This is a genomic window from Cellulomonas uda (assembly GCF_006538705.1).
Taxonomy (GTDB): domain Bacteria; phylum Actinomycetota; class Actinomycetes; order Actinomycetales; family Cellulomonadaceae; genus Cellulomonas; species Cellulomonas uda.
In genome coordinates, this window is the sequence record NZ_BJLP01000014.1 from 49,125 (window position 1) to 72,565 (window position 23,441).

At 74.6% G+C, this 23,441-nt stretch carries 21 protein-coding genes; 16 read left to right on the plus strand and 5 right to left on the minus strand.

Features of this window, described 5'->3' with window-relative positions; genetic code table 11:
• Positions 1–160: 160 nt before the first annotated feature.
• The 3 genes from CUD01_RS05680 to CUD01_RS05690 all read left to right on the plus strand — a co-directional run bounded on the left by CUD01_RS05680 (position 161) and on the right by CUD01_RS05690 (position 4,254).
• Positions 161–2,290: a DNA gyrase/topoisomerase IV subunit B gene (locus CUD01_RS05680; protein WP_141319405.1), complete on the plus strand. Its 2,130-nt coding sequence runs from the start codon at positions 161–163 to the stop codon at positions 2,288–2,290.
• A gap of 52 nt (positions 2,291–2,342) precedes the next feature.
• Positions 2,343–3,380, plus strand: coding sequence for a GNAT family N-acetyltransferase (locus tag CUD01_RS05685; protein ID WP_141319407.1), 1,038 nt, complete (start codon positions 2,343–2,345; stop codon positions 3,378–3,380).
• 115 nt (positions 3,381–3,495) lie between these two features.
• The gene (locus CUD01_RS05690; RefSeq protein WP_094180203.1) at positions 3,496–4,254 is read left to right on the plus strand and encodes a lysoplasmalogenase family protein; all 759 of its coding nucleotides are present in this window, start codon (positions 3,496–3,498) and stop codon (positions 4,252–4,254) included.
• A 28-nt stretch (positions 4,255–4,282) separates the two neighbouring features.
• Here the strand turns inward: CUD01_RS05690 and CUD01_RS05695 are convergent, their stop codons facing one another.
• The gene (locus CUD01_RS05695) at positions 4,283–6,769 is read right to left on the minus strand and encodes a DNA gyrase/topoisomerase IV subunit A (RefSeq protein ID WP_094180202.1); all 2,487 of its coding nucleotides are present in this window, start codon (positions 6,767–6,769) and stop codon (positions 4,283–4,285) included.
• Positions 6,770–6,888: 119 nt separating this feature from the next.
• Between CUD01_RS05695 and CUD01_RS05700 the strand changes: the two genes are divergently transcribed.
• The 4 genes from CUD01_RS05700 (at position 6,889) to CUD01_RS05715 (ending at position 12,244) form a co-directional block, all read left to right on the plus strand.
• Positions 6,889–9,666 carry a GNAT family N-acetyltransferase gene (locus tag CUD01_RS05700; RefSeq protein ID WP_141319409.1) on the plus strand — a complete coding sequence of 926 codons (2,778 nt, stop codon included), beginning with the start codon at positions 6,889–6,891 and terminating at the stop codon, positions 9,664–9,666.
• 68 nt (positions 9,667–9,734) lie between these two features.
• Positions 9,735–10,307, plus strand: a complete 573-nt coding sequence (locus CUD01_RS05705; RefSeq protein ID WP_094180200.1) for a DUF5998 family protein — start codon at positions 9,735–9,737, stop codon at positions 10,305–10,307.
• Position 10,308: 1 nt separating this feature from the next.
• On the plus strand, positions 10,309–11,538 hold the full coding sequence (locus CUD01_RS05710; protein WP_244937676.1) for an alkaline phosphatase family protein: 1,230 nt from the start codon (positions 10,309–10,311) through the stop codon (positions 11,536–11,538).
• Between the two features lie 19 nt (positions 11,539–11,557).
• Positions 11,558–12,244 carry a thymidine kinase gene (locus tag CUD01_RS05715; RefSeq protein ID WP_094180199.1) on the plus strand — a complete coding sequence of 229 codons (687 nt, stop codon included), beginning with the start codon at positions 11,558–11,560 and terminating at the stop codon, positions 12,242–12,244.
• Between the two features lie 49 nt (positions 12,245–12,293).
• Here the strand turns inward: CUD01_RS05715 and sepH are convergent, their stop codons facing one another.
• Positions 12,294–13,424, minus strand: coding sequence for a septation protein SepH (sepH, locus tag CUD01_RS05720; protein WP_141319411.1), 1,131 nt, complete (start codon positions 13,422–13,424; stop codon positions 12,294–12,296).
• Positions 13,425–13,573: 149 nt separating this feature from the next.
• On the opposite strand from sepH, the gene CUD01_RS05725 reads away from it, so the two are divergent.
• From CUD01_RS05725 to CUD01_RS05735, 3 genes are all read left to right on the plus strand, one after another.
• Positions 13,574–14,227 carry a trimeric intracellular cation channel family protein gene (locus CUD01_RS05725; RefSeq protein ID WP_094180197.1) on the plus strand — a complete coding sequence of 218 codons (654 nt, stop codon included), beginning with the start codon at positions 13,574–13,576 and terminating at the stop codon, positions 14,225–14,227.
• Complete coding sequence (locus CUD01_RS05730; RefSeq protein ID WP_141319413.1) at positions 14,215–15,078, plus strand: inositol monophosphatase family protein; 864 nt, start codon at positions 14,215–14,217, stop codon at positions 15,076–15,078. Before CUD01_RS05725 ends, CUD01_RS05730 begins: the two co-directional genes overlap by 13 nt.
• A gap of 162 nt (positions 15,079–15,240) precedes the next feature.
• The gene (locus CUD01_RS05735) at positions 15,241–15,540 is read left to right on the plus strand and encodes a DUF4193 domain-containing protein (RefSeq protein WP_013883495.1); all 300 of its coding nucleotides are present in this window, start codon (positions 15,241–15,243) and stop codon (positions 15,538–15,540) included.
• Between the two features lie 82 nt (positions 15,541–15,622).
• Here CUD01_RS05735 and CUD01_RS05740 read toward each other — a convergent pair whose 3' ends face one another.
• Complete coding sequence (locus CUD01_RS05740) at positions 15,623–16,135, minus strand: DUF3093 domain-containing protein (RefSeq protein WP_141319416.1); 513 nt, start codon at positions 16,133–16,135, stop codon at positions 15,623–15,625.
• Between CUD01_RS05740 and dut the strand changes: the two genes are divergently transcribed.
• From dut to CUD01_RS05760, 4 genes are all read left to right on the plus strand, one after another.
• Positions 16,134–16,679 carry a dUTP diphosphatase gene (dut, locus tag CUD01_RS05745; RefSeq protein WP_141319418.1) on the plus strand — a complete coding sequence of 182 codons (546 nt, stop codon included), beginning with the start codon at positions 16,134–16,136 and terminating at the stop codon, positions 16,677–16,679. The genes CUD01_RS05740 and dut overlap by 2 nt on opposite strands.
• 133 nt (positions 16,680–16,812) lie before the next feature.
• Complete coding sequence (locus CUD01_RS05750) at positions 16,813–17,583, plus strand: DUF3710 domain-containing protein (RefSeq protein ID WP_141319420.1); 771 nt, start codon at positions 16,813–16,815, stop codon at positions 17,581–17,583.
• On the plus strand, positions 17,580–17,948 hold the full coding sequence (locus CUD01_RS05755; RefSeq protein WP_094180192.1) for an OB-fold nucleic acid binding domain-containing protein: 369 nt from the start codon (positions 17,580–17,582) through the stop codon (positions 17,946–17,948). The genes CUD01_RS05750 and CUD01_RS05755 overlap by 4 nt, the downstream gene beginning before the upstream one ends.
• Complete coding sequence (locus CUD01_RS05760; protein ID WP_371860758.1) at positions 17,945–18,733, plus strand: DUF3159 domain-containing protein; 789 nt, start codon at positions 17,945–17,947, stop codon at positions 18,731–18,733. The genes CUD01_RS05755 and CUD01_RS05760 overlap by 4 nt, the downstream gene beginning before the upstream one ends.
• Here CUD01_RS05760 and CUD01_RS05765 read toward each other — a convergent pair.
• Both CUD01_RS05765 and CUD01_RS05770 read right to left on the minus strand, forming a co-directional pair.
• Positions 18,669–19,382, minus strand: a complete 714-nt coding sequence (locus CUD01_RS05765; RefSeq protein ID WP_141319422.1) for a potassium channel family protein — start codon at positions 19,380–19,382, stop codon at positions 18,669–18,671. The genes CUD01_RS05760 and CUD01_RS05765 overlap by 65 nt on opposite strands.
• Entirely contained in the window at positions 19,379–20,029 is a 651-nt protein-coding gene (locus CUD01_RS05770; protein WP_094182198.1) for a potassium channel family protein, read from the minus strand. The genes CUD01_RS05765 and CUD01_RS05770 overlap by 4 nt, the downstream gene beginning before the upstream one ends.
• Before the next feature lie 104 nt (positions 20,030–20,133).
• On the opposite strand from CUD01_RS05770, the gene CUD01_RS05775 reads away from it, so the two are divergent.
• The gene (locus CUD01_RS05775) at positions 20,134–22,134 is read left to right on the plus strand and encodes an APC family permease (protein WP_094180190.1); all 2,001 of its coding nucleotides are present in this window, start codon (positions 20,134–20,136) and stop codon (positions 22,132–22,134) included.
• Positions 22,127–23,395 (plus strand): class I SAM-dependent RNA methyltransferase, encoded by a 1,269-nt coding sequence (locus CUD01_RS05780; RefSeq protein ID WP_141319424.1) that lies wholly within the window; start codon positions 22,127–22,129, stop codon positions 23,393–23,395. Before CUD01_RS05775 ends, CUD01_RS05780 begins: the two co-directional genes overlap by 8 nt.
• The last annotated feature ends 46 nt before the right edge of the window (positions 23,396–23,441 follow it).

Sequence of the window (23,441 nt, forward strand, 5' to 3'; positions counted from 1 at the left end):
CAAACGTCACACGATCGTGACGGACGCGACACGCAAGGGACCTTCGGCGCACGCCGCGCAGGTCGCCGGGCTGCGGGTGCGGACGTCCCGCGTGTCGCGGTACGTCGTGCCCGGCATGGCGAGCGGGGGAGCGTGGGTGGGCGCGACTACCATCGCACGCGTGACGACGACCTCCTCCCGCTCGGACTACACCGCTCGGCACCTGTCGGTGCTGGAAGGTCTCGAGGCCGTCCGCAAGCGCCCGGGCATGTACATCGGCACGACGGACAGCCGCGGGCTCATGCACTGCCTCTGGGAGATCATCGACAACGCGGTCGACGAGGCGCTCGCCGGCCACGGCGACCGCATCGACATCGTGCTGCACGCGGACTCGTCGGTCGAGGTCCGGGACAACGCACGTGGCATCCCCGTCGACGTCGAGCCCAAGACGGGGCTCACGGGCGTCGAGGTCGTGTTCACCAAGCTGCACGCGGGCGGCAAGTTCGGCGGCGGCTCGTACGGCGCGTCGGGCGGTCTGCACGGCGTGGGCGCCTCGGTCGTCAACGCGTTGTCGTCGCGTCTCGACGTGGAGGTCGACCGCGAGGGCCGGACGCACCGCATGACGTTCCACCGCGGCGAGCCGGGCGTCTACGACGACTCGGCGGGCCGGACACCCGAGTCGCCGTTCGAGCCGTTCGTCTCGGGCTCGGAGCTCGCGGTCGTCGGCAAGGTCGCGAAGGCGCGCACCGGGACGCGCGTGCGGTACTGGGCCGACCGGCAGATCTTCCCGAAGTCCGCGGTGTTCGCGTACGACGAGCTCGTGACGCGCGCCCGGCAGACGAGCTTCCTGGTCCCGGGCCTGACGATCGTCGTGCGCGACGAGCGCGGGCTCGCCGGCACGCCGGGCGAGCACGGGCCGCACGAGGAGACGTTCTGCCACACGGGTGGCGTCGTCGACTTCGTCGACCACCTCGCGCCCGACGCACCGGTGACCGACACGTGGCACCTCACGGGCTCGGGCACGTTCACCGAGACGGTCCCGGTGCTCGACGAGAAGGGCCACATGACGCCGCGCGAGGTGCAGCGCACGTGCGAGGTCGACGTCGCGCTGCGCTGGGGCACCGGCTACGACACGGAGCTGCGCACGTTCGTCAACATCATCTCGACGCCCAAGGGCGGCACGCACCAGGCCGGCTTCGAGGCGGGGCTGCTCAAGACGCTGCGCAAGCAGGTCGAGGCGAACGCGCGCAAGCTCAAGATCAGCGCGAAGGACGCGGCGACCGAGCGCATCGAGAAGGAGGACGTGCTCGCGGGGATGACCGCGGTGCTGACGGTCCGCCTCGCGGAGCCGCAGTTCGAGGGCCAGACCAAGGAGGTCCTGGGCACGGGACCGGTGCGCGGCATCGTGAGCAAGGTCGTCGAGAGCGAGATCACGGCGCTGTTCTCCTCGAGCAGGCGTGAGCACAAGGCGCACTCGGCGGCGCTGCTCGAGAAGGTCGTCGGCGAGATGCGCGCGCGCCTGTCCGCGCGCAAGCAGAAGGAGATCTCGCGGCGCAAGAACGCGCTGGAGTCGTCGTCGCTGCCGGCCAAGCTCGCGGACTGCCGCATCGACGACGTGGAGCGCAGCGAGCTGTTCATCGTCGAGGGAGACTCGGCGCTCGGCACCGCCAAGCTCGCGCGCTCGTCGGACTTCCAGGCGCTGCTGCCGATCCGCGGCAAGATCCTCAACGTCCAGAAGGCGTCCGTCACGGACATGCTGAAGAACGCGGAGTGCGCGGCGATCATCCAGGTGATCGGCGCGGGCTCGGGGCGCACGTTCGACCTGGAGGCGGCGCGCTACGGCAAGATCGTGCTGATGACGGACGCCGACGTCGACGGTGCGCACATCCGCACGCTGCTGCTGACGCTGTTCTTCCGGTACATGCGCCCGCTCGTGGAGAACGGTCGGGTGTACGCGGCGGTCCCGCCGCTGCACCGCATCGAGCTCACGGGCGTGCGCGGCGACGGCGACAAGTACATCTACACGTACTCGGAGGCCGAGCTCGCGGCGACGCTCAAGAAGCTCGACAAGGCCGGTAAGCGATACAAGGACGACATCCAGCGCTACAAGGGCCTCGGAGAGATGGACGCCGACCAACTGGCGGAGACGACGATGGACCCGCGCCACCGGACCCTGCGCCGGGTCACGGTCGAGGCCGCGCAGCGCGCCGAGGAGATCTTCGAGCTGCTGATGGGCTCGGACGTCGCGCCGCGCAAGGACTTCATCGTGGCGGGCGCGCACGCGCTCGACCGCGCGCGCATCGACGCCTGACCCACCCCAATTCCGGTTGCCCGTGAGCCGGTCGAGGCCCGAGCCTGGGCGCATGTCCTCCGACACCACCACGCTGCGCCCGATCGCGGAGCGCGCTCAGGCGCCCGCCGAGGTCCGGGTGCCGTCCACCGCGACCGGCCTCACCTGGCGTCCGCTCACGCCGTCCGACACGCCCGCGCTGACCCGGCTCGTCAACGACATCGAGGTCGCCGACGCGGAGCCGTTCCGCACGTCGGACGAGGAGATCGCCGAGCGCTTCGACGGCTCGGGCAAGGACATCGCACGGGACACGCTCGCGGGCGTCGACGAGGACGGTGAGCTGCGGGCGTGGGCGTTCGTCGTCCAGCCGCCCGGCGACGTGAGCGTGGTACGCACGTTCCTGGAGGGCGGCGTGCACCCGCGGTGGCGCGGCCGCGGCATCGGGCGCGAGGTGCTCGCGTGGGAGGTCGACCGGGCGCGCCAGCTCCTCGCCGCGACCGGGAAGGACGTGCCGGCGCGCATCGGTGCGTTCGCGTCCGAGCAGGCGGCCGCCACGGTGGGCCTTCTGCGGTCCGCGGGGCTGACGCCCGTGCGGGTGTACTTCGAGATGCGTCGGCCGCTCGACGTCGCCCTCCCGGACGCGCCCCTGCCGCCCGGCCTGCGCGTCGAGGCGTGGTCCGACGCGCGCGACGAGGACGCGCGGCTCGCGCACAACGACGCATTCGCGTCGCACTGGGGGAGCGAGCCCCGCACTCCCGAGTCGTGGCAGGAGGGCCGTGCACAGTTCGCGCCCGGGTGGAGCCTGCTCGCGGTGGACGATGCGACCGACGAGATCGCGGGCTACCTCGTGGCCGGGCGGTACGAGCAGGACTGGGAGGTCGCCGGCTACAGCTCCGGCTACGTCGAGCTGCTCGGCGTCCGGCCTGCGTGGCGAGGGCGGGGCATCGCCCCGGCGCTGCTGACCGCGTTCATGGCGCGGCTGCGGGAGGAGGGCATCCAGGTCGCCGAGCTCGGGGTCGACACCGAGAACCGGTCCGGGGCGCTCGGGCTGTACACGCGGCTGGGGTTCGAGGCGTTCCACAGCTCGACGCTGTACTCGATCGAGCTCTGAGCGTCGAAGCCCTGACCGGGCGTCCCGGCGCGTGCGTCGGCCCGGGTAGCATCCCGTCCGGCGGACGACGAGGTCCGCCGTCGTGCTGCCGGGACACCGGCGGGAAGGACGCCCGATGCTCTCGTCGGCCGTGCTGCGGTCGTGGTCCGTCGCCTACGTCGTGCTCGTCGCGACCCACCTCGGCGCGCTGCTCGCGGATGCCGACGCGCTCGCCGACCTCACGCAGTGTCTGGTGATGCCCGCGCTCGCGGGTGTGCTCGCGGCCGCGACCCGCTGGCCGCGCGGGCGCGTCGTGACGTGGGCCTTCGCGGCGCTCGCGGCGTCGTTCCTGGGGGACTCGCTGCCGCGGCTGCTCGACGGTGACGCCGCGTTCCTCGCGATGGTCGGGTGCTTCCTGCTCGCGCAGGTCGCCTACGTGGTCGCGTTCGCCCCGCGCGTGCGCCGCAGCGTGGTGCGCACGGCGCCCGGCCGGCTCGCGGCGTACGCGGGCGTGCTCGTCGTCCTGGTCGCGGTGTGCGCCCCGCACGCGGGCGCGCTGCTCGTGCCGGTGGCGGTGTACGGGGGCGTCCTGACCGCCATGGCGGTGCTCGCCACCGGGCTCGGGCGGCTCGGCGCGGTGGGCGGTGCGGTGTTCCTGGTGTCCGACGCGCTCATCGCGCTGGGGCGGTTCGTGCCCGGCTGGGACCTCGCGGGCCACGACGTCTGGGTCATGCTCACGTACACCGTGGGCCAGGCGCTGCTCGTCGTCGCGGTCGCGCGGGACAACCGCGAGCGTCGCCGCGTGCGTCCCGCCCCGGCCCGCGAGGTGCGCGCCGCGCGGCCGCCCGACAACGTCGTGGCGCTCGTCGCGGCGCGCCGGGGGCTTCAGGTCTGAGCGCGCGGTCGGACGCCGCCCCGACGCCTCACCCGATGGCGTGCACGGGCGCGTGCAGGGGGACGCCGGACATGTCGCGGCGGGGGTCCACCGCCGGCAGCTCGACAGGCTGCCCCGCCGAGCCGCACGCCCACGCGGGAGCGGGTCCGACCCACGCGAGGATCAGCGCGTCCTCGCCCTTGAGGAACCGGTGCGAGCGCACGCCGCCCGTCGCGCGGCCCTTGCCGGGGTAGACCTCGAACGGCGAGACCTTCGCGGATCCCGCCTGCGTGCCCGGCAGCGCCGACGACGACCCCGCGACGGTCACCACGACGGCCTCACCGGCGCGTGCGGCGGGCACGCTCGCGAACGCGACCACGCGCTGGCCCGCGGCGAGCTTGATGCCCGCCATGCCGCCTGCCGCGCGGCCCTGCGGCCGGACCTGCGAGGCGGTGAAGTGCAGCAGGGACGTGTCGGACGAGACGAGCACGAGCTCGTCGTCGTCCGTGACGTGCGCGGCGCCGACGACCTCGTCCCCGTCCTTGAGGGAGACGACCTCCCACGCGTCCTTGTTGCCCGGCACGTCCCCCTGCGCGACGCGCTTGACGACGCCCTGCGCGGTCGCGAGCGCGAGCGTCGGGGCGTCGTCGGCGAGCGACGCGAGCGCGACGACGCGCTCGCCCGCCTCGAGCGCGACGACCTCGCCGAGCGGGACACCGCCCCCGAGCGACGGCGCGCCGTTCGTCGGCGGCAGCGCGGGCAGGTCGAGCACCGAGAGCCGCACGACCCGGCCACGCGAGGTGACCGCGCCGATCTCGGCACGCGCGCTGGTCGCGACGACCGAGGCCAGCACGTCGTGCTTCGAACGCCGCGCGTCGGCGGCACGCTCGAGCGGTTCGTCGGTCGCGGTGCGCGCGAGCAGGCCGGTGCCGGACAGCAGCGCCCAGCACGGGGTGTCGGCGATCTCGAGCGACGGTGCGGCGGCGCGGGACGAGCCCTTCGCAGCGGGCGCACCGCTGAGCGCCGTGCCGCCCGCGGACTCGAGGAGGATCGTGCGGCGGGGCGTGCCGTAGGTCGCGGCGGCCTGCGCCATCTCGTCGGAGACGAGCTCGCGCAGCCGCGCGTCGTCCGCGAGGATCGCGCGCAGCTCGGCGATCTCGGACTCCAGCTGCTCCTTCTCGCGCTCGAGCTCGAGGCGCGAGAACTTCGTCAGCCGGCGCAGGCGCAGCTCGAGGATGTACTCCGCCTGCGGCTCCGACAGGTCGAACACGACACGCAGGCGCGAGCGGGCGGCCTCCGCGTCGTCCGACGACCGGATGACCTGGATGACCTCGTCGATGTCGAGGATCGCGACGAGCAGGCCCTCGACCAGGTGCAGGCGCTCGAGGCGCTTGTCGAGCCGGTGCTGCGAGCGGCGGCGCACGACGGACAGCCGGTGCGCCACCCAGACCTCGAGCAGCTCGCGCAGGCCGAGCGTGCGCGGCTGGCCGTCGACGAGCGCGACGTTGTTGATCGAGAACGAGTCCTCGAGCGGGGTCGCGCGGTAGAGCTGCTCGAGCACGGCGTCGGGGTCGAAGCCCGTCTTGACCTCGATCACCAGGCGCAGGCCGTGCGCGCGGTCGGTGAGGTCCACGACGTCCGAGATGCCGGAGAGCTTCTTCGCCTGGACGCCCTCCTTGATCTTCTCGATGACCTTCTCGGGACCGACCGTGTAGGGCAGCTCCGTCACGACGATGCCCTTGCGGCGTGGCGTGACGTTCTCGATCCGCGCGGTCGCCCGGGTGCGGAACGCGCCGCGGCCCGTGCGGTACGCGTCGCGCACGCCGTCGAGCCCGACGATCTTGCCGCCGGTCGGCAGGTCGGGACCCGGCACGAACCGCATGAGGTCCTCGAGCGTCGCGTCGGGGTGCATCACGAGGTGGCGGGCCGCGGCGACGACCTCGACGAGGTTGTGCGGGGCCATGTTCGTCGCCATGCCGACCGCGATGCCGGACGCGCCGTTGACCAGCAGGTTCGGCAGCGCGGCGGGCAGGACCTCGGGCTGCGTGAGCTTGTTGTCGTAGTTCGGGACGAAGTCGACGACGTCCTCGTCGAGGTCCGCGGTCATCGCCGTGGCGGCCGGCGCCATGCGCGCCTCGGTGTACCGCGGTGCGGCCGGGCCGTCGTCGAGCGAGCCGAAGTTCCCGTGCCCGTCCACGAGCGGCAGGCGCAGGCTGAACGGCTGCGCGAGGCGCACCATCGCGTCGTAGATCGCGGCGTCCCCGTGCGGGTGGAGCTTGCCCATGACCTCGCCGACGACGCGTGCCGACTTCACGTACGGCCGGTCGGGACGCAGGCCCATGTCGGCCATCTGGAACAGGATGCGCCGCTGCACGGGCTTGAGCCCGTCGCGGGCGTCGGGCAGCGCGCGCGAGTAGATGACCGAGTACGCGTACTCGAGGAACGAGCCCTCCATCTCGGTCGCGACGTCGATGTCGACGATCTTCTCGACGAGGTCCTCGGGCGGGAGGTTCGGGGTCGCGGGGCGACGCGCCATGGGTGGATGCGCTCCTCGGGTGCTGCGGCTGCGGCGTGGTCCGGCGTGGGGTCGACCCACATTGTCGCGTGCGGGACGAGGTGGACGTGCCAGGCGCGCGGGATCGCTAGCCTGACGGGATGGACGAGCAGGTGGCCCGCGACGAGGCGGAGGCACGGTACCCGGCCGCGTGGGAGGCCGACGTCGTCCTCCAGGACGGCGGGACCGCGCGCGTGCGCCCGATCCGCCCGTCCGACGCCGACGCGCTCCAGGCGTTCCACGTCGCGCAGTCCGAGCGCTCGACGTACCTGCGGTTCTTCGCGCACCTCGAGCGGTTGCCGGAGCGTGACCTGCGGCGGCTCGTGACGGTCGACCACGACGCGCGGGTCGCGCTCGTCGCGACCGTCGACGACGACGAGGCACCCGGGTACCGGATCATCGGCGTCGCGCGGTACGACCGGCTGGACGACGACGAGGCCGAGGTGGCGTTCAACGTGTCCGACGCGCACCAGGGCCGGGGCGTCGGGTCCGTGCTGCTCGAGCACCTCGCCGCGGCGGCGCGCGAGCGCGGTGTGCGGCGGTTCGTGGCGGAGGTGCTGCCGCAGAACGGTCGCATGCTCGCGGTGTTCCGCGACGCCGGGTACGAGGTCCGCCAGCACGCCGAGGACGGCGTGGTCGCGCTCGGGTTCGACATCGACCCCACGGACCGCTCGCTCGCGGTCATGGCGGACCGGGAGCACCGCTCCGAGGCGCGCTCGATGCGTGCGGTGCTGGGTGCGCGGTCGGTGCTCGTCGTCGGACCCGCCCTCCCGGGTACCGCGCACCCGCGCCGGCTGCACCTGGGCATCGCCCGCGCGCTCGTCGCGCACCTCGCGCTCGCGGACCCGGCCGTGCGGGTGCAGTCGGTGGGCACGGACCCGCTGCCGGAGGGCGCGCCCGACGAGAACGGCGGGGACGAGGCCGACCACGGCGCTGCGTTCACGGCGGCGTTCACGGCGGCGTTCGCGCACGTCACCGGCCCGGTCGACCTGGCGGTCCTGGCGGTACCCGCCGCCCGCGCGCCGGCGGTCGTGCGCGCGGTCGCGCAGACAGGCGCCCGCGCGGTCGTCCTGACGAGCACCGGGTTCGCCGAGACCGGGCCCGACGGGCTCGCGCTGCAGCGCGAGGTGCTCGCCGCCGCGCACGGCGCGGGGCTGCGCGTCATCGGGCCGGGGTCCTACGGCGTCGTGTCGCTCGGCGAGGACGGTGCGCTCAACGCCTCACTCGCCGACGAGCTCCCGCGCCCCGGGCGGCTCGGCCTGTTCAGCCAGTCCGCCGCGCTCGCCGTCCCGCTGCTCGCCGCGGTGCGCCGCCGAGGGCTCGGGCTCGCGGAGTTCGTCTCGGCCGGGCACCGCGCGGACGTGTCGGGCAACGACCTGATGCAGTTCTGGGCGGACGACGACGGCACGGACGTCGTCGGCCTCTACCTCGAGTCGATCGGCAACCCCCGCAAGTTCTCCCGCGTCGCGCGGCGCCTCGCGCTCGCCAAGCCCGTGATCGTGCTGACCGCGGGCCGCTCCGGCCACGTGGTGCCGCCCGGGCACGCGGTCCGCGCGACCCAGGCGCCCGCCCGCGTCGTCGACGAGCTCATGCGGCAGTCGGGGGTGATCCGCGTCGAGAACACGCACCAGATGCTCGACGTCGCGCAGGTCCTCGGCGCGCAGCCCCTGCCTGCGGGACGGCGCGTCGCGGTGGTGTCCAGCTCGTCGTCCGTCGCGGCGCTCGTCGCGGAGGCCGCCTCGACGGCCGGGCTCGTCGTCGCGGGCGCCCAGGTCCTGCCGGAGGACGCGAGCGACGAGGCGGCGCACGCCCAGGTGCGCGCCGCGCTCGAGGACGACGACGTGGACGTCGCGATCGTCGTGCGGATCCCGCTCGTCGGCGGACCGGACCTCGCGTTCGCCCGCACCCTGGCGAGCGTCGCCGCGAGCAGCGGCAAGACGGTCGTCGCCTGCATGCTCGGCCTGCACGGGCTGACCGACGAGCTCACGGCGCCGGACGCCGACGGGACGCCGCGCACCGTGCCCGCCTACGCGACGCCCGAGGACGCGGCCCTCGCGCTCGGTCTCGCGGCGCGCTACGCCTCCTGGCGCGCGCGCGACCACGGCCGGCCTCTGCACCCCGAGGGCGCGGACCTGCGTGCCGCGGGACGCCTCGTGCGCGGGTGGTTGCCCGCGGCGGCGGAGCGCGAGGTCGAGCTGACCGCCGCGCAGACCGCGCAGCTCCTCGCGACCGTCGGCGTGGACGTGCTCGCGTCGACACCCGTGCACGACGCCGACGAGGCGGTGGCCGCCGCCCGCGCGATCGGCTACCCGGTCGCGCTCAAGACCACCGTCCCGGCGCTGCGGCACCGGGCCGACCTGGGCGGGATCCGGCTCGACGTGGCGGACGACGTCGAGCTGCGCGCGGACGTCGCCGAGGTGCTCGCGCTCGCGGCGCAGCACCGCTCCGAGGCGGGCGTCGCCCCGCTCGAGGTGCAGGCGATGGCGCCGCGCGGGTCGTCGTGCGTGCTGCGCACCGTCGAGGACCCGCTGTACGGGCCCGTGCTCAGCCTCGGGATGTCGGGCGACGCGTCCGACCTGCTCGGCGACGTGTCGTACGGCATCCCGCCGCTGACCGACGTCGACGTGGCCGACCTCGTGCGCGCGCCGCGCGCCGCGCCGCGGCTCTTCGGGTACCGCGGGCTGCCGCCGCTCGACGTGGCCGCGCTCGAGGACGTCGTCGCGCGCGTCGCCGTCCTGTCCGACGCGCTGCCCGAGCTGCGCAGCCTCGAGCTCAACCCGGTCGTCGTCGCGGAACGGGGAGCGGTCGCGCTCGCGGCCCGCGCGACGCTCGCGCACGCGGACCGCGCCGACGCGACCCGCCGCCTGCAGCGCGGCTGACGCCCGTGTGTCCACATCCACGCCCCGCGCGCTGGGGCGCAGCGGCCGACCGGTGCGAGGATGTGCAGATGCCCGCAGCTTCTCGCTCCCTCCACGAGGACCTGTACCGCGCCGGGTACTACCCGGAGCTCGTCGCCGACGTCCTCGACGTCGCACTCGCCGACGAGCCGGTCATGGCGCACCTCGTCCACCCCGAGACGACGTTCGACTCCGCCGAGGTGCGCCGGCACGTGACGGTGCTCGTCCTGACCCCGACGCGCCTGGTCTGCGCGCACGTCGACGACCACCCCGCCGACTCCGAGCACCCGTCGTCCGCCGCCTCCGCGACCACCGAGTCCGTGCCCCTGAGCGAGCTGCGCTCGGTGGTGCTCACGCACGTCGTCGAGCGGCCCGAGCGGCACAGCGCGGGCAAGCCCACGCTGGAGCTCACGCTGGCGATCGGCTGGGGCGCGGTCTCGCGCGTGGACCTCGAGCCCGCGTCGTGCGGCGACCCGGCGTGCGAGGCCGACCACGGCTACACCGGCACGCTGGCGCCCGACGACGTGGTCGTGCGCGTGAGCGCCGCTGCCGAGGGCGCCGAGTCCGTGCGCGCGGCGACCCAGTTCGCGCGCACGCTCTCCGCGGCCAGCGCGGCTCGCTGACGTGGTGACCCACGTGGAGGGCCGGGCTCTGCCCGCGGTCCTCGAGGAAGCCGTCGAGCAGCACGGTTTCGTGCTCCCCGGCTCCGACGCGCGTGCGGGCCTCGGCTCGGTCCTCGTCGGGGCGGCGGGTGCGGTGCTGACCGGGACGGCGCCCGCGGGTGCCACCTCGCTCGACGCGGTCGCGGGCGCGTGGCACGCCGCGCAGGAGCGGCTCGGCCTGCCCGCCGCGCCGCGCGTGTGCGTCGTGCTCGTCGACGGGCTCGGCCACCTCAACCTCGCCGAGCGCAGCGGCCACGCGCCGTTCCTGCGCCGCGCCAGCGCCGGCTGCGAGCCTGTGACCAGCACGTTCCCGTCGACGACCGCCACCGCGCTCGGCACGTTCGGCACGGGCGTCGAGCCCGGCGGGACCGGGATGCTCGGCTACACCGTGCGCGTTCCGGGCACGGGCGCGCTCGCGAACCTCGTGCAGTGGAGCGGCGCGCCCGAGCCGGAGGAGTTCCAGCCGCACGCGAGCACGCTCGAGCTGCTCGCGGGCGCCGGAGTCACCGTCACCAGCGTCGGGCCCGCGCGGTTCGCCGGGTCGGGACTCACGCGCGCCGCGCTGCGCGGCGCGCGCTACGTGCCCGCGGAGTCCCTCGCGGACCGCGTCGACGCCGCGGTGCGCGCGCTGCGCGAGCCCGGTCTCGCCTACCTGTACTGGGGCGACGTCGACAAGGTCGGGCACCACCAGGGGGTCGGCTCGCACGCGTGGGGCGACGCGCTCGCGGACGCCGACTCGGAGCTCGCCCGGCTGGCGCGCTCGCTGCCGCGCGGCACCGTGCTCGTCGTGACCGCGGACCACGGGATGGTCGACGTCGACCCTCGGCTGCGCTGGGACGTGGCGACGGACCCACGACTCGCTGCGGGCGTCGCGCTCGTGGCGGGGGAGCCGCGCGCGAGCCACGTGCACCTCGAGACGGGCGCCTCGCTCGAGCGTGTGCGGGACGCGTGGCGCGACGTGCTCGGCGACGCGGCAGTGGTCCTCACGCGCGGGGAGGTCGTGGACGGCGGGCTGCTCGGTCCCGTCGCGGACCGTGTGCTGCCCGTCGTGGGGGACCTCATGGTCGCCATGACGGGTGTGGCGACCGTCGTGGACACGCGCACGCAGACCGCCGCGTCGCTCGAGATGGTCGGCGTGCACGGGTCGCTCACGCCGCAGGAGATGCTGGTGCCGTGCATCGTCGTGGCATGACGCAGGGGTGGGGGTAACGGTGGCCGAGCTCGTCTTCTTCTCGGGCACGATGGACTGCGGGAAGTCGACCCTCGCGCTCCAGATGCACCACAACCACGCGGCGCGGGGCCGTGACGGACTGCTCTTCACCCGCCAGGACCGTGCGGGCTCCGCCACGATCTCGTCCCGGCTCGGCCTGACCAAGCGCGCGTACGAGGTCGACGACCGCACCGACTTCTGGGTCGAGGTGCTCGGCCGCCGCACGCAGGGCCGGCCCGTGGACTACCTCATCGGCGACGAGGCGCAGTTCTACACCGCGGCGCAGGTCGAGCAGCTCGCTCGCGTGGTCGACGAGCTCGGCGTCGACGCGTACGCGTTCGGGATCTCGTCGGACTTCCGTGCGCGCCTGTTCCCCGGCGCGCAACGGCTCGTCGAGCTCGCCGACCGCGTCGAGATCCTCCAGGTGCGAGCCCTGTGCTGGTGCGGTGCGCGCGCGACGCACAACGCCCGCACGGTCGACGGCGTCATGGTCGTCGAGGGCGAGCAGGTGGTCGTCGGCGACGTCGCGGGGGCGTCCGACCCGCACCACGGCGAGGTGCAGTACGAGGTGCTGTGCCGGCGCCACCACATGCGCCGCATGACGGCCGCCGCGTCGCGCGCGCTCGCGCCGGACGCGGCGCCCGCCCCCCAGCCCGTGCTCGCGGAGCAGCCGACGCTCGACGTGTGACGCGGGGGACCGCCGGGGGACCGCCGGGGCGCTCGCCCCGGCGCGGGCCTCACTCGGGGCGGGCCCCGAACACGATCTCGTCCCAGCTCGGCACCTTCGCGCGGCCCTTGCGGGCTCGCGGGCGCTCCTCGGCCGCCGGCTCCGCCACGGGCTCGGCCGTCGGCTCCGACGCAGGCGCGGTCTCGTCGGCCACCGCGACGGTCGAGTCGGCCTTGTCGGCCCGGGCGGGCAGGTCGTGCGACCCCGCGACGGGAGGCATCGACGGGCGGCGCGGGTGCAGCACGACGGCCTCGCGCTGCGGGTCCGCGTCCGCCGGGTGCGCACCCGGGACGTCGTCGAGCCGCGTGAAGTCGAACGCGTGCTGCGGCCCGAACCCCTCGAACGTGCCGTCGTCCTCGTCGTCGTCGCCCTCGGCGACGCTCTGCCGCACGCCCCGCCGCGCCTGCAGGTCGTCGAGCAGCGCGTGCGTGCGCTCGTCGGCGTCCACCGCCGGCTGCTCGTGGGTGTCGTCGTCGACCGGCCCGTCGCCGACGTGGCGCACCGAGCCCACCGACTCGAAGTCGAAGACCACGTCCCGCACCGCCGACAGGTGCCGACGTGCCACGGGCTCGTCGGGCAGCTCCGTCTCGGACAGCCACCGGGCCTCGTCCTCGTCCGCGACGAGCGTTCGCGCGCCCGGGTCGAACGTCCAGCGGGCCTCGCGCGGCGAGTCGTCCACCGAGAACCGCGCGAGCACGCACCAGGGGCCGTGCGGCTCACGCGCCGCGTCCCACGAGAGCGAGCCGAGGTCCACCCCGCGCGCGGCGAGCCGGTCCGTGACGAGGTCGCCCAGCACCGGGGCGCCGTGGTCACGCCCGACGCGCGTCGCGCGCGCCTGCTCCGCGACGTACTCGCGCTCCGCGAGGACCGGGCCCTCGTAGCGGCGCACGTGCGCGACCGGCAGGCCGGACGCGTCCGCGACCTCCTGCGTCGTCGCACCGGCCCGGATGCGCGCCTGGATCTCACGCGGGCTGAGCGAGCTCGCTCCCTCGGCCCGCAGCTGCTCGAGCTGTGGGCGGTCGCGCCGCACCGCGGCGCGCAGCGGTTCGTCGATGCGGACGCGGAAGCGCTGGCCGTCCGCGCGCGCGAGCACCAGGTGCTCGCCGTCGTCGTGCAGGCCCACCAGCTCGAGCTCGTCCATGCGTCCTCCTACTGCGTCACGGTCGAGGGTGCCACCTTCCGGGTGTCTCGCGGCGGAGGTGCGCCCGGTGTGCCGCCTGTCGTCGTGATCGTCACACCGCGACACACCAGGACGGTGCCCGCGACCGCCCCGGCTGTCATCATGCCCTCGTGGTGGAGGACATCCCGTTCGAACCGGTGCTCGAGCTCGTCGGTGTGCTCGTGGGCGCGATGTCCGGAGCCCTCGCGGCCGTGCGCAAGCAGTTCGACGTGTTCGGGATCGTCGTGCTCGGCTGGGCCGCAGGGCTGGGCGGCGGCATGCTGCGCGACGTCCTGATCGGCGCCGTGCCTCCGGTCGGGATCGCGGACTGGCGGCTGATCACGACAGCGGTGCTCGGGGCGTTCCTCATGTACTTCTTCCACCCGCGGCTGGAGCGCGCGCGACGGGTCATCGTCGTGCTGGACGCCGGTGCGCTCGCCGTGTTCACCGTCGTCGGCACCGTCAAGGGCCTCGAGTACGGCACCACGGCCGTGGCGGCGGTCATCGTGGGCGTGATGACCGGCGCCGGCGGGGGAGTGCTGCGTGACGTGCTCTCGGGCGAGGTGCCGGTCGTCCTGCACGACCGTCAGCTCTACGCCATCCCGTCGATGCTGGGCGCGATCGGGGTCGCGGTCTGCTGGTCCGTGGGGTGGCGGACGCCCGTCGTCCTGTCGGCGGTGGTGGTCGGGATCTTCGCGCTGCGGGTGCTGTCGCTGCGGTTCAGGCTGCACGCGCCGGGCCCGTGGCGGGGCCGCCCCGGCGGGCAGGCAGGATGGTCGCCATGACGACCTCCGCACCGCACGACGTCCAGGCCCTCGTCGAGACGGCCGCCACCCTCGCGCGTGAGGCCGGTGCGCTGGTCCACGACGGACGGCCCGACACGGTCCAGGTGCACGCCACCAAGTCGAGCCCGGTCGACGTCGTCACCGCGATGGACCTCGCGTCGGAGGCGCTGCTGCGGCGACGGCTCGCCGAGCTGCGGCCCGGTGACGGGATCCTCGGCGAGGAGCAGGGGTACGAGCCGGGCACGACCGGTGTGACGTGGGTCGTCGACCCGATCGACGGGACCGTGAACTACCTGTACGGGCTCTCGTCGTGGTCGGTGTCCGTCGCGGCGGTCGTCGGGGAGCACGGTGCGCCGCTGGACGTCGCTCCCGGACCGCGGACGTGGACCGTGCTCGCCGGTGCGGTGCACGCGCCGGTCGAGGGCCGCACGTTCCTCGCCGGCCGAGGTCTGGGCGCGACCCGCGACGGCGTGCCGCTGCGCGCGAACGACGCCCGGCCGCTCGACCGCTGCCTGGTCGGGACGGGCTTCGGCTACCTGGTGGAGCGGCGCCGGGCGCAGGCCGCGGTCGTCGCCGAGCTGCTCCCGCTCGTGCGTGACATCCGTCGTCTCGGGTCCGCCGCGCTCGACCTGTGCGCGGTCGCGTCGGGCACCCTCGACCTCTACTACGAGCGTGGGCTGCAGCCGTGGGACCTCGCGGCGGGGGCGCTCGTCGCGCAGGAGGCGGGCGCGGTGGTGACGGGTCTGCGGGGGCGTCCGGCGGACCAGGAGATGACCGTCGCCGGGCCGCGCGGCGCCGTGGAGCCGCTGGTAGCGTTCCTCGAGGCGAAGGGTGCCGACACGACGGCGTGAGCGGTATCACTCGTCCGAGTGATCCCGAGTGTGCAGGTTGCGCTCGCACGCGTCCCGGAAGTGGTGCACAATCCCCTCCGCGCGGGAACAAACGGCTCCAGTCATGCATTGATCACGCGTACTCATCAGCCTGCAACACCAAGACGGAGTGTGACGCCCCACATGGCTACCGACTACGACGCCCCGCGCAAGACCGAGGAAGACCTCAGCGAGGACTCCCTCCAGGAGCTTCAGGCGCGGCGTGCGGACAAGAACTCGGGCGTGGTCGACGAGGACGAGACGGAGGCCGCCGAAGGGTTCGAGCTCCCGGGTGCCGACCTGTCCGGCGAGGAGCTCTCGGTCCGCGTCCTGCCGCGCCAGGCGGACGAGTTCACGTGCTCGCGCTGCTTCCTCGTGCATCACCGCAGCCAGCTCGCGTACGAGCGCGACGGCCAGCAGGTCTGCTCGGAGTGCGCTGCCTGACGTCCTTCGTCACCGCAGGCGCCCGTACGACGACGGCCGGCCCCTCCGGGGGTCGGCCGTCGTCGTGTCCGGGCCGGCCGGGTCAGTCGCGCGTGAGCGCGGCGACGAGCGCGGTGGGGCGGCGGGTCGAGACGAGCCAGTACGGCGTCGGGTCCTGCGGGTCCTCGACGTCCACGCGCACGGCCGTGCGGATCCACCCGCGCAGGCACACGTAGGCGCGTGCGTCGAGGCCGGGGCCGAGCGCCTCGCGCAGCGCGGGCCCCTCGAGCACGACCGGGTCGCGCAGGAGGTCCAGCGGGATGTGCGCGCGGCCGGCGTGCAGCTCGCCGGCGTGGACGCGCACACGGGGCGTCCACCGCAGCACCAGCACGACCGTGACGACGGCGACGACGAGCGCGACGACGGTCGCGAGCACGGCGTCCACGGGCAGCAGCGCGACCCACACCGTCAGCGCGAGCCCGACGACCGCGAGCCACCCCAGCGGGGCGGGGCGCAGCCGCTCGTCGAACGATGCGCCCGGCACGGGGGAGGGAGCGGACGCGGGACGCGTCGTCTCGTCGGACGCCGGGCGTGCGGGGTCGGGGCTCGCGGACATGGCACCAGCATCCCAGACCGGGGCCGGTAGGGTCGGCGCCGTGACGACCGACCCCGCGCTCGAGGTGCTGCTGCAGCGCCTCGACCCCGACCTGCCCGTCCCGTCGTACGCCCACCCGGGCGACGCGGGCGCCGACCTCGTGACCAGGGTCGACGTCGTGATCCCGCCGCAGGGTCGGGTCACGGTGCCGACGGGCACGGCGATCGCGCTGCCCGACGGCTACGCCGCGTTCGTGCACCCCCGATCGGGCCTCGCGGCGCGCCACGGCCTGACCATCGTCAACGCGCCCGGGACCGTGGACGCGGGCTACCGGGGCGAGATCGCGGTGACCCTGCTGAACACCGACGTCGAGCACCCCGTCGAGCTGCACCGCGGAGACCGCGTCGCGCAGCTCGTGGTGCAGAAGGTCGAGCGCGTGCGCTTCGTCGAGGTCGAGCGCCTGCCCGGCTCGCACCGCGGCGAGGGTGGGTTCGGGTCGAGCGGCGGGTGGAGGTCCGCGGCCGCGGCGGCACCGGCCGAGCAGGCGGCAGGCCCGGACGCCTGACGAGGGCCCGTCTGCGGCTAGGTTCGGGACGCCGCGCGGGCTAGTGTCGAACGAGGAGCACCAGTGCAGGCTGCCCGCCGCCGGACGGCGCGGGCGCGCGACGGGCGCGACAGCGCCCGAGGAGGAGTGACACGTGGCGATTTTCCGGCGCCGCCCGCAGGGCGACGACGAGCCCCAGGTGGCCGACGAGCGGCTCGACGCCGAGCCGACCGGGGACGAGGAGGCGGACGCGTCCGCCTCCGACGACGCGCTCGACACCGTCACCGCGGAGCGTCCGGCCGGCGGGCCGTGGGACGTCGACGACGAGGCGACCGCACTGCCGCGGCTCGACCTCGGCGCGCTGCGGCTGCCCGGCGTGCCCGGCATGGAGCTGCGCATGGAGGTCGACAAGACCACGAACGCGGTGTCCGCGGCGGCGGTCTCGATCGACGGGTCGACGCTGCAGCTGCAGGCGTACGCCGCACCGCGCACCGAGGGCATCTGGGACGAGATCCGTCAGGAGATCCAGCAGTCCGTGGTGCAGCAGGGCGGCGCAGCCGACGACCTGCCCGGCCCGTTCGGGCGCGAGCTGCTGGCCCGGCTCCCCGCGCGCACGCCGGAGGGCCGCACGGCCCACCGCCCGGCGCGCTTCCTGGGCGTCGACGGGCCGCGCTGGTTCCTGCGCGGCGTCATCACGGGTCGCGCGGCGGTCGAGCCGGACGCCGCCCAGGTGCTCGAGCGGGTCTTCGGCGAGGTCGTGGTCGTCCGGGGCACCGACGCCCGCCCGCCGCGCGACCTGCTCACCCTCACGCTGCCCAACCGGCAGGAGCCCGGCGCGGCGCCGGTGGCCGACGAGCCGCCCGCAGCGCAGGAGCCCGACTTCGACCCGCTCACGCGGGGTCCGGAGATCACGGAGATCCGATGACGCTCAAGGAGCTGCTGCACACGCTCTCGGCCTCGCAGGCCGAGGTCGAGGCCGCGGAGGAGCGGGTCGAGGCCGGGCGGTCCGTGGGCTGCACGACCGTCGAGAGCGCCCCGCCGCGGCGTCGCGCCAAGGTGAGCGGCGTCCTGCGCTCGGTGACGTTCCGTCCCCGGCAGGGTGTGCCCGCGCTCGAGGCCGAGCTGTACGACGGCTCGGGCTCGCTCGCGCTCGTGTGGTTGGGACGCCGCGAGATCGCCGGCATCATCCCCGGCCGCCGCCTGACGGCGGAGGGCATGGTGTGCCTCGTCGACGGGCGCCGCGCGATCTTCAACCCGCGCTACGAGCTGCGCCCCCGGCCGGGCGAGTGAGCACGCCCGACGAGCGGCCCCCGGCCGCACCGCTCGACGCGGTCGACGACGTGGTCCCGCCCGAGGAGGGCGGGGCACGCGGCATGCGCGTGCTGGCCTCCGAGACGTTCTCGGCGTCGGACGCCGTCGGCGGGGTGCGGGGCGTGGTCGAGTCCGTCGCGCCGGGGCTGCTGTTCGTCGTCGTGTACCTCGCCACCGGGCAGCGGCTGACGCCCGCGCTGGTCGCCGCGGCCGGCGCCGCGCTCGTCGCGGTCGTCGTGCGGCTCGCGCAGCGCACGCCCGTGACGCAGGCGCTGTCGGGCGTGATCGGCGTCGGCGTGGGTGTCGTGTGGGCGTGGCGGACGGGCGACGCGAGCGACTACTTCGCGTACGGGCTGTGGGTCAACGCGGCCTACCTCGTCGGCACGCTCGCCACGGTTCTCGTCGGGTGGCCGCTCGTCGGCCTCGTCATGGGGCTGTTCGCGGCCGACGGGCCGCTGTCGGGCGGTCCCTGGCGCAACGTCGTCGCGTGGCACGACGACCGCGGGGTGCGCCGCGCCTACACGCTCGCGACGCTGCCGTGGGTCGGGATGTTCGCACTGCGGCTCGTCGTGCAGGTCCCGCTGTACCTCAACGACGACGTCGCGTGGCTCGGCACGGCGAAGCTGGCGATGGGTGTGCCGCTCACGGCGCTCGTGCTGTGGGTCAGCTGGGTGCTGGTGCGTCCGGTGCAGCGAGCCGTCAGGGCGCGCTCCGCGCAGGACCCGCAGGACCAGCAGGAGCAGGCACCTTCGTCGCACCCGTGAGCAGGGCCTCGAGGGCGCCCTCGTCGGCCTCGCGGCTCGTCACGAACAGCAGCTCGTCGCGCCCCTCGAGCGTGTCGTCGACGCTGGGTGCGATCGGGCGGCCGTCGCGCACGATGCAGGCGAGCACCACGTCGGTCGGCCACGCCACCTGACCCACGCGCACCCCGACGAGCGGGGCGTCCAGCGGGAGCGTGATCTCGAGGATGTCGGCACCCGACTGGTGGAACGTGAAGATCCGCACCAGGTCGCCGACAGCCACGGCCTCCTCGACCATCGCCGTCATGATGCGCGGCGTGGAGACCGCGACGTCCACGCCCCACGCCTCGTCGAACATCCACTCGTTCTTCGGGTTGTTCACGCGGGCGACCGTGCGCGGCACGCCGAACTCGGTCTTCGCGAGCAGGGAGATGACGAGGTTCGCCTTGTCGTCGCCCGTGGCGGCCACCATGACGTCGCACTCGTCGGCGCGTGCCTCGCGCAGCGTCGGCAGCTCGCACGCGTCCGCGAGCAGCCAGTCGGCCTCCGCGACCTGCGCCACCCGCATCGCCGTCGGCTGCCGGTCGATCAGCGTGACCTCGTGCTCGTGCGCGAGGAGCTCGCGCGCGATCGAGCGGCCCACGGACCCCGCACCTGCGATGACGACCCTCATTCGGACACTCCCGGCTCGGCGGTCAGCACGCGCTCGACGTGCGCGAGGCCGTCGACACGGGCCATGACGTGCACGACGTCGTTCTCCTGCAGGACGGTCGACGCGTCCGGCAGCACGCCGTCGCCGTACCGCGTGAGGTACGCGACGCGCACGCCCGCGGCGGCCTCGAGCTGCGTGACGGGCCGGCCGACCCAGCCCGTGTGGACGTCGACCTGGGCGAGCGTGAGCTGCCCCGACGAGTCGCGGAACTCGTCCGTGGCGCCGAGCGGCAGCAGGCGGCGCAGCACCTGGTGCGCCGTCCAGCGCACGGTCGCGACCGTCGGGATGCCGAGCCGCTGGTAGATCTCGGCCCGGTGCGGGTCGTAGATGCGGGCCACGACATTCTCGATCTTGTACGTCTCGCGTGCGACCCGCGCCGCCAGGATGTTCGAGTTGTCGCCGTCCGCGACGGCCGCGAAGCCGTACGCGTCGTCGATCCCGGCCTTCACGAGGGTGTCCCGGTCGAAGCCGAGACCCGTGACCTTGTGCCCCGCGAAGCCGCCGGACAACCGGCGGAACGCCTCGGGGTTCTGGTCGATCACGGCGACGGAGTGGCCGTTCTCCTCGAGCGTCTGCGCGAGGTTCGCGCCCACCCGACCGCAGCCCATGATGACGAAGTGCACAGCGCGTCACGCTATACCCCCGCAGGTGCACCCGCAGCCACCGGGGCGCGTCGCACGCGCACGGCCGGGTACGCCTACGATGGGGCATCGTGTCGGACCTCGCGGATGCCGCCAAGAGACTTCTCCTCGGACGCCCCGTCCGCAGCGACAGGCTCGGCCACACGCTCCTGCCGAAGCGGGTCGCGCTGCCGGTGTTCGCCTCGGACGCGCTCTCGTCCGTCGCGTACGCCCCCGACGAGATCCTGCTGACGCTGTCGCTCGCCGGCATGTCGGCGCTCGTGATCTCGCCGTGGGTCGGTCTGGCCGTCGTGGTCGTGATGATCACCGTCGTCGCCAGCTACCGGCAGAACGTCCACGCCTACCCCTCGGGCGGCGGTGACTACGAGGTCGCGACGGTGAACCTCGGGCCGAACGCCGGCGTGACCGTCGCGAGCGCCCTGCTCGTGGACTACGTGCTGACCGTCGCGGTGTCGATCTCGTCGGGCGCGCAGTACGCCGCCGCGGCGGTCCCGGCCCTCAAGGGGCACGAGGCCGTGTTCGCGATCGGGCTCGTCGTGCTCCTCACGCTGGTCAACCTGCGCGGCGTGAAGGAGTCCGGCAGCGCGTTCGCCGTCCCCGTGTACCTGTTCATGCTCGCGATCGGCATGATCGCGGTGGTCGGCTCGGTGCGCTACGCCATGGGCACGCTGCCCATGGCCGAGAGCGCGGGCTTCGAGGTGGCCGCCGAGGCCGGGTTCGAGAACGGGCTCACCGGCCTCGCCGGGTTCTTCCTCGTCCTGCGCTCGTTCGCGTCGGGGTGCGCGGCGCTCACCGGTGTCGAGGCGATCAGCAACGGCGTGCCGGCGTTCCGCAAGCCCAAGTCGCGCAACGCGGCGACCACGCTGGCGCTGCTCGGCGCCATCTCGGTGACGATGATCCTGTCGATCCTCATGCTCGCGCGCGCCACGGGCGTGAAGTTCGCCGACGACCCGCACGAGCAGCTGCTGGTCGACGGCGTGCCCGTGGGAGCCGACTACGAGCAGCACCCGGTGATCGCGCAGCTCGCGTCGGCGGTGTTCGAGGGTGCACCCGTGCTGGTCGCGGTCATCGCGATCGTCACCGGCCTCATCCTCGTGCTCGCCGCGAACACCGCGTTCAACGGCTTCCCGGTGCTCGGCTCGATCCTCGCGCGGGACGGGTACCTGCCGCGCCAGCTCCACACGCGCGGCGACCGGCTCGCGTTCTCCAACGGCATCGTCACGCTCGCCGTGGTCGCGATCGGGCTCATCTGGGCGTTCGACGCCGAGGTCACGCGGCTCATCCAGCTCTACATCGTCGGCGTGTTCGTGTCGTTCACGCTCAGCCAGCTCGGGATGGTCCGGCACTGGACGCGCGCGCTGCGCACCGAGCCGAACCCGACCACGCGAGCCCGCATGAAGCGTTCGCGGGTGGTCAACGCGATCGGTCTCGGGATGACGGCGACCGTGCTCCTGGTCGTCCTGGCCACCAAGTTCACGCACGGCGCGTGGATCGCGATCCTCGCGATGGTCGTCGTGTTCGTGCTCATGCAGGCGATCCACCAGCACTACGTGACCGTGCGGCGCGAGCTCGCGCTGGGCGAGGACGCCGCCGCGGCGCGCGCGCTGCCGAGCCGGGTGCACGCGATCGTCCTCGTCTCCCACCTGCACCGTCCGACGATGCGCGCGCTCGCCTACGCGCGAGCCGCGCGGCCGCAGGTCCTCGAGGCGGTCACGGTGGGCGTCGACGAGGAGGACGTCGCGCGGCTGCGCGCGCAGTGGGACGAGATGGACCTGCCCGTGCCGCTGCGTGTCCTCGACTCGCCGTTCCGCGAGATCACGCGCCCGGTGCTGCAGTACGTGCGCTCCGTGCGCCGCGACAGCCCGCGCGACCTCGTCGTCGTGTACATCCCCGAGTACGTCGTCGGGCACTGGTGGGAGCAGCTCCTGCACAACCAGAGCGCGCTGCGGCTCAAGGGGCGCCTGCTGTTCACGCCCGGCGTGGTGGTCGCGTCGGTGCCCTGGCAGCTTGCGTCCTCCGAGGGCCACACCGGCCTCGAGGACCGCGTGCGCCCGGCGGTGCCGCGTGACTGAGAGGGCCACCGACGAGAAGGAGACGGACATCATCGAGCTCGAGATCGAGCGGGTCGCCCATGGCGGCCACTGCGTCGCACGGCACGAGGGGCGCGTGGTGTTCGTGCGCCACACGCTGCCGGGCGAGCGCGTGCGCGCGCGCCTCACCGACGCCGAGCCGGACGCCACGTTCTGGCGCGCCGACGCGGTCGAGGTCCTGGCGGCCTCGCCCGACCGCGTGGCGAGCGCGTGGCCGGCGGCCGGGCCGGACGGGGTCGGCGGTGGCGAGCTCGCGCACGTCGCGCTCCCCGCGCAGCGCCAGTGGAAGGCGGCCGTGCTCCGCGAGCAGCTGCAGCGGCTCGGCGGCGTCGAGCGTGACGTCGTCGTGCACGCGGCGCCGGGCGACGACGAGCGCGGCGGGCTCGCGTGGCGCACGCGCATCGACCTCGTGACGGACGACGAGGGCCGGGCGGGGATGCGACGCCACCGCTCGCACGACGTCGTCGCGCTCGACACGATGCCGCTCGCGGTCGAGGCGATCGCCGAGCTCGACCTGTTCTCGCGGCGCTGGCCGGCGGGTGTGCGCGTCGAGGCGGTCGCGCCGGTCGGCGGGGACCGGCCCCTGGTGCTCGTCGACGGCACGCCGTTCGACCTGGGCCGACGCCGCCCCGACACGCGGCCCAACGCACGCTCGTCCGTGCGCGAGGTGGTCGAGGCCGCCGGGTCGCGGTGGGAGTACCGCGTCGCGGCGGCCGGGTTCTGGCAGGTGCACCGCACGGCGCCCGCGACGCTCGTCGACGCGGTGCTGCGGGGTGCCGGTGACGTCGCCGGGGCCACCGTCGTGGACCTGTACGCGGGGGCGGGCCTGTTCACGGCGCCGCTCGCGGACGCCGTCGGTCCCGAGGGGCGTGTCGTGTCGGTCGAGGGCGACGCGCGGGCCGTGCGCGACGCGCGGCGCAACCTGCACGACCGGGAGCAGGTGACGCTGCACGTCGGTGACGTCGCGCGCACGCTCACGGGCGGTCGCGGGCAGGAGCCCGCCGTCGCGCACGCGGACGTCGTCGTGCTCGACCCGCCGCGCGCGGGGGCGGGCCGCAAGGTCGTCGACGCTCTCGTGTCGCTCGAGCCGCAGCGGGTCGTGTACGTCGCGTGCGACCCGGCCGCTCTCGGGCGCGACGTGGCGCTGCTCGCCGCCGCCGGGTACGAGCTCGTCGACGTCGCCGGTCACGACCTGTTCCCGATGACGCACCACGTCGAGGCGGTGGCCGTCTTCTCCCGCTGAGCCCCGGCGCACGCCGCGACGCCCGCCGAGCCCCTGGGCCGGCGGG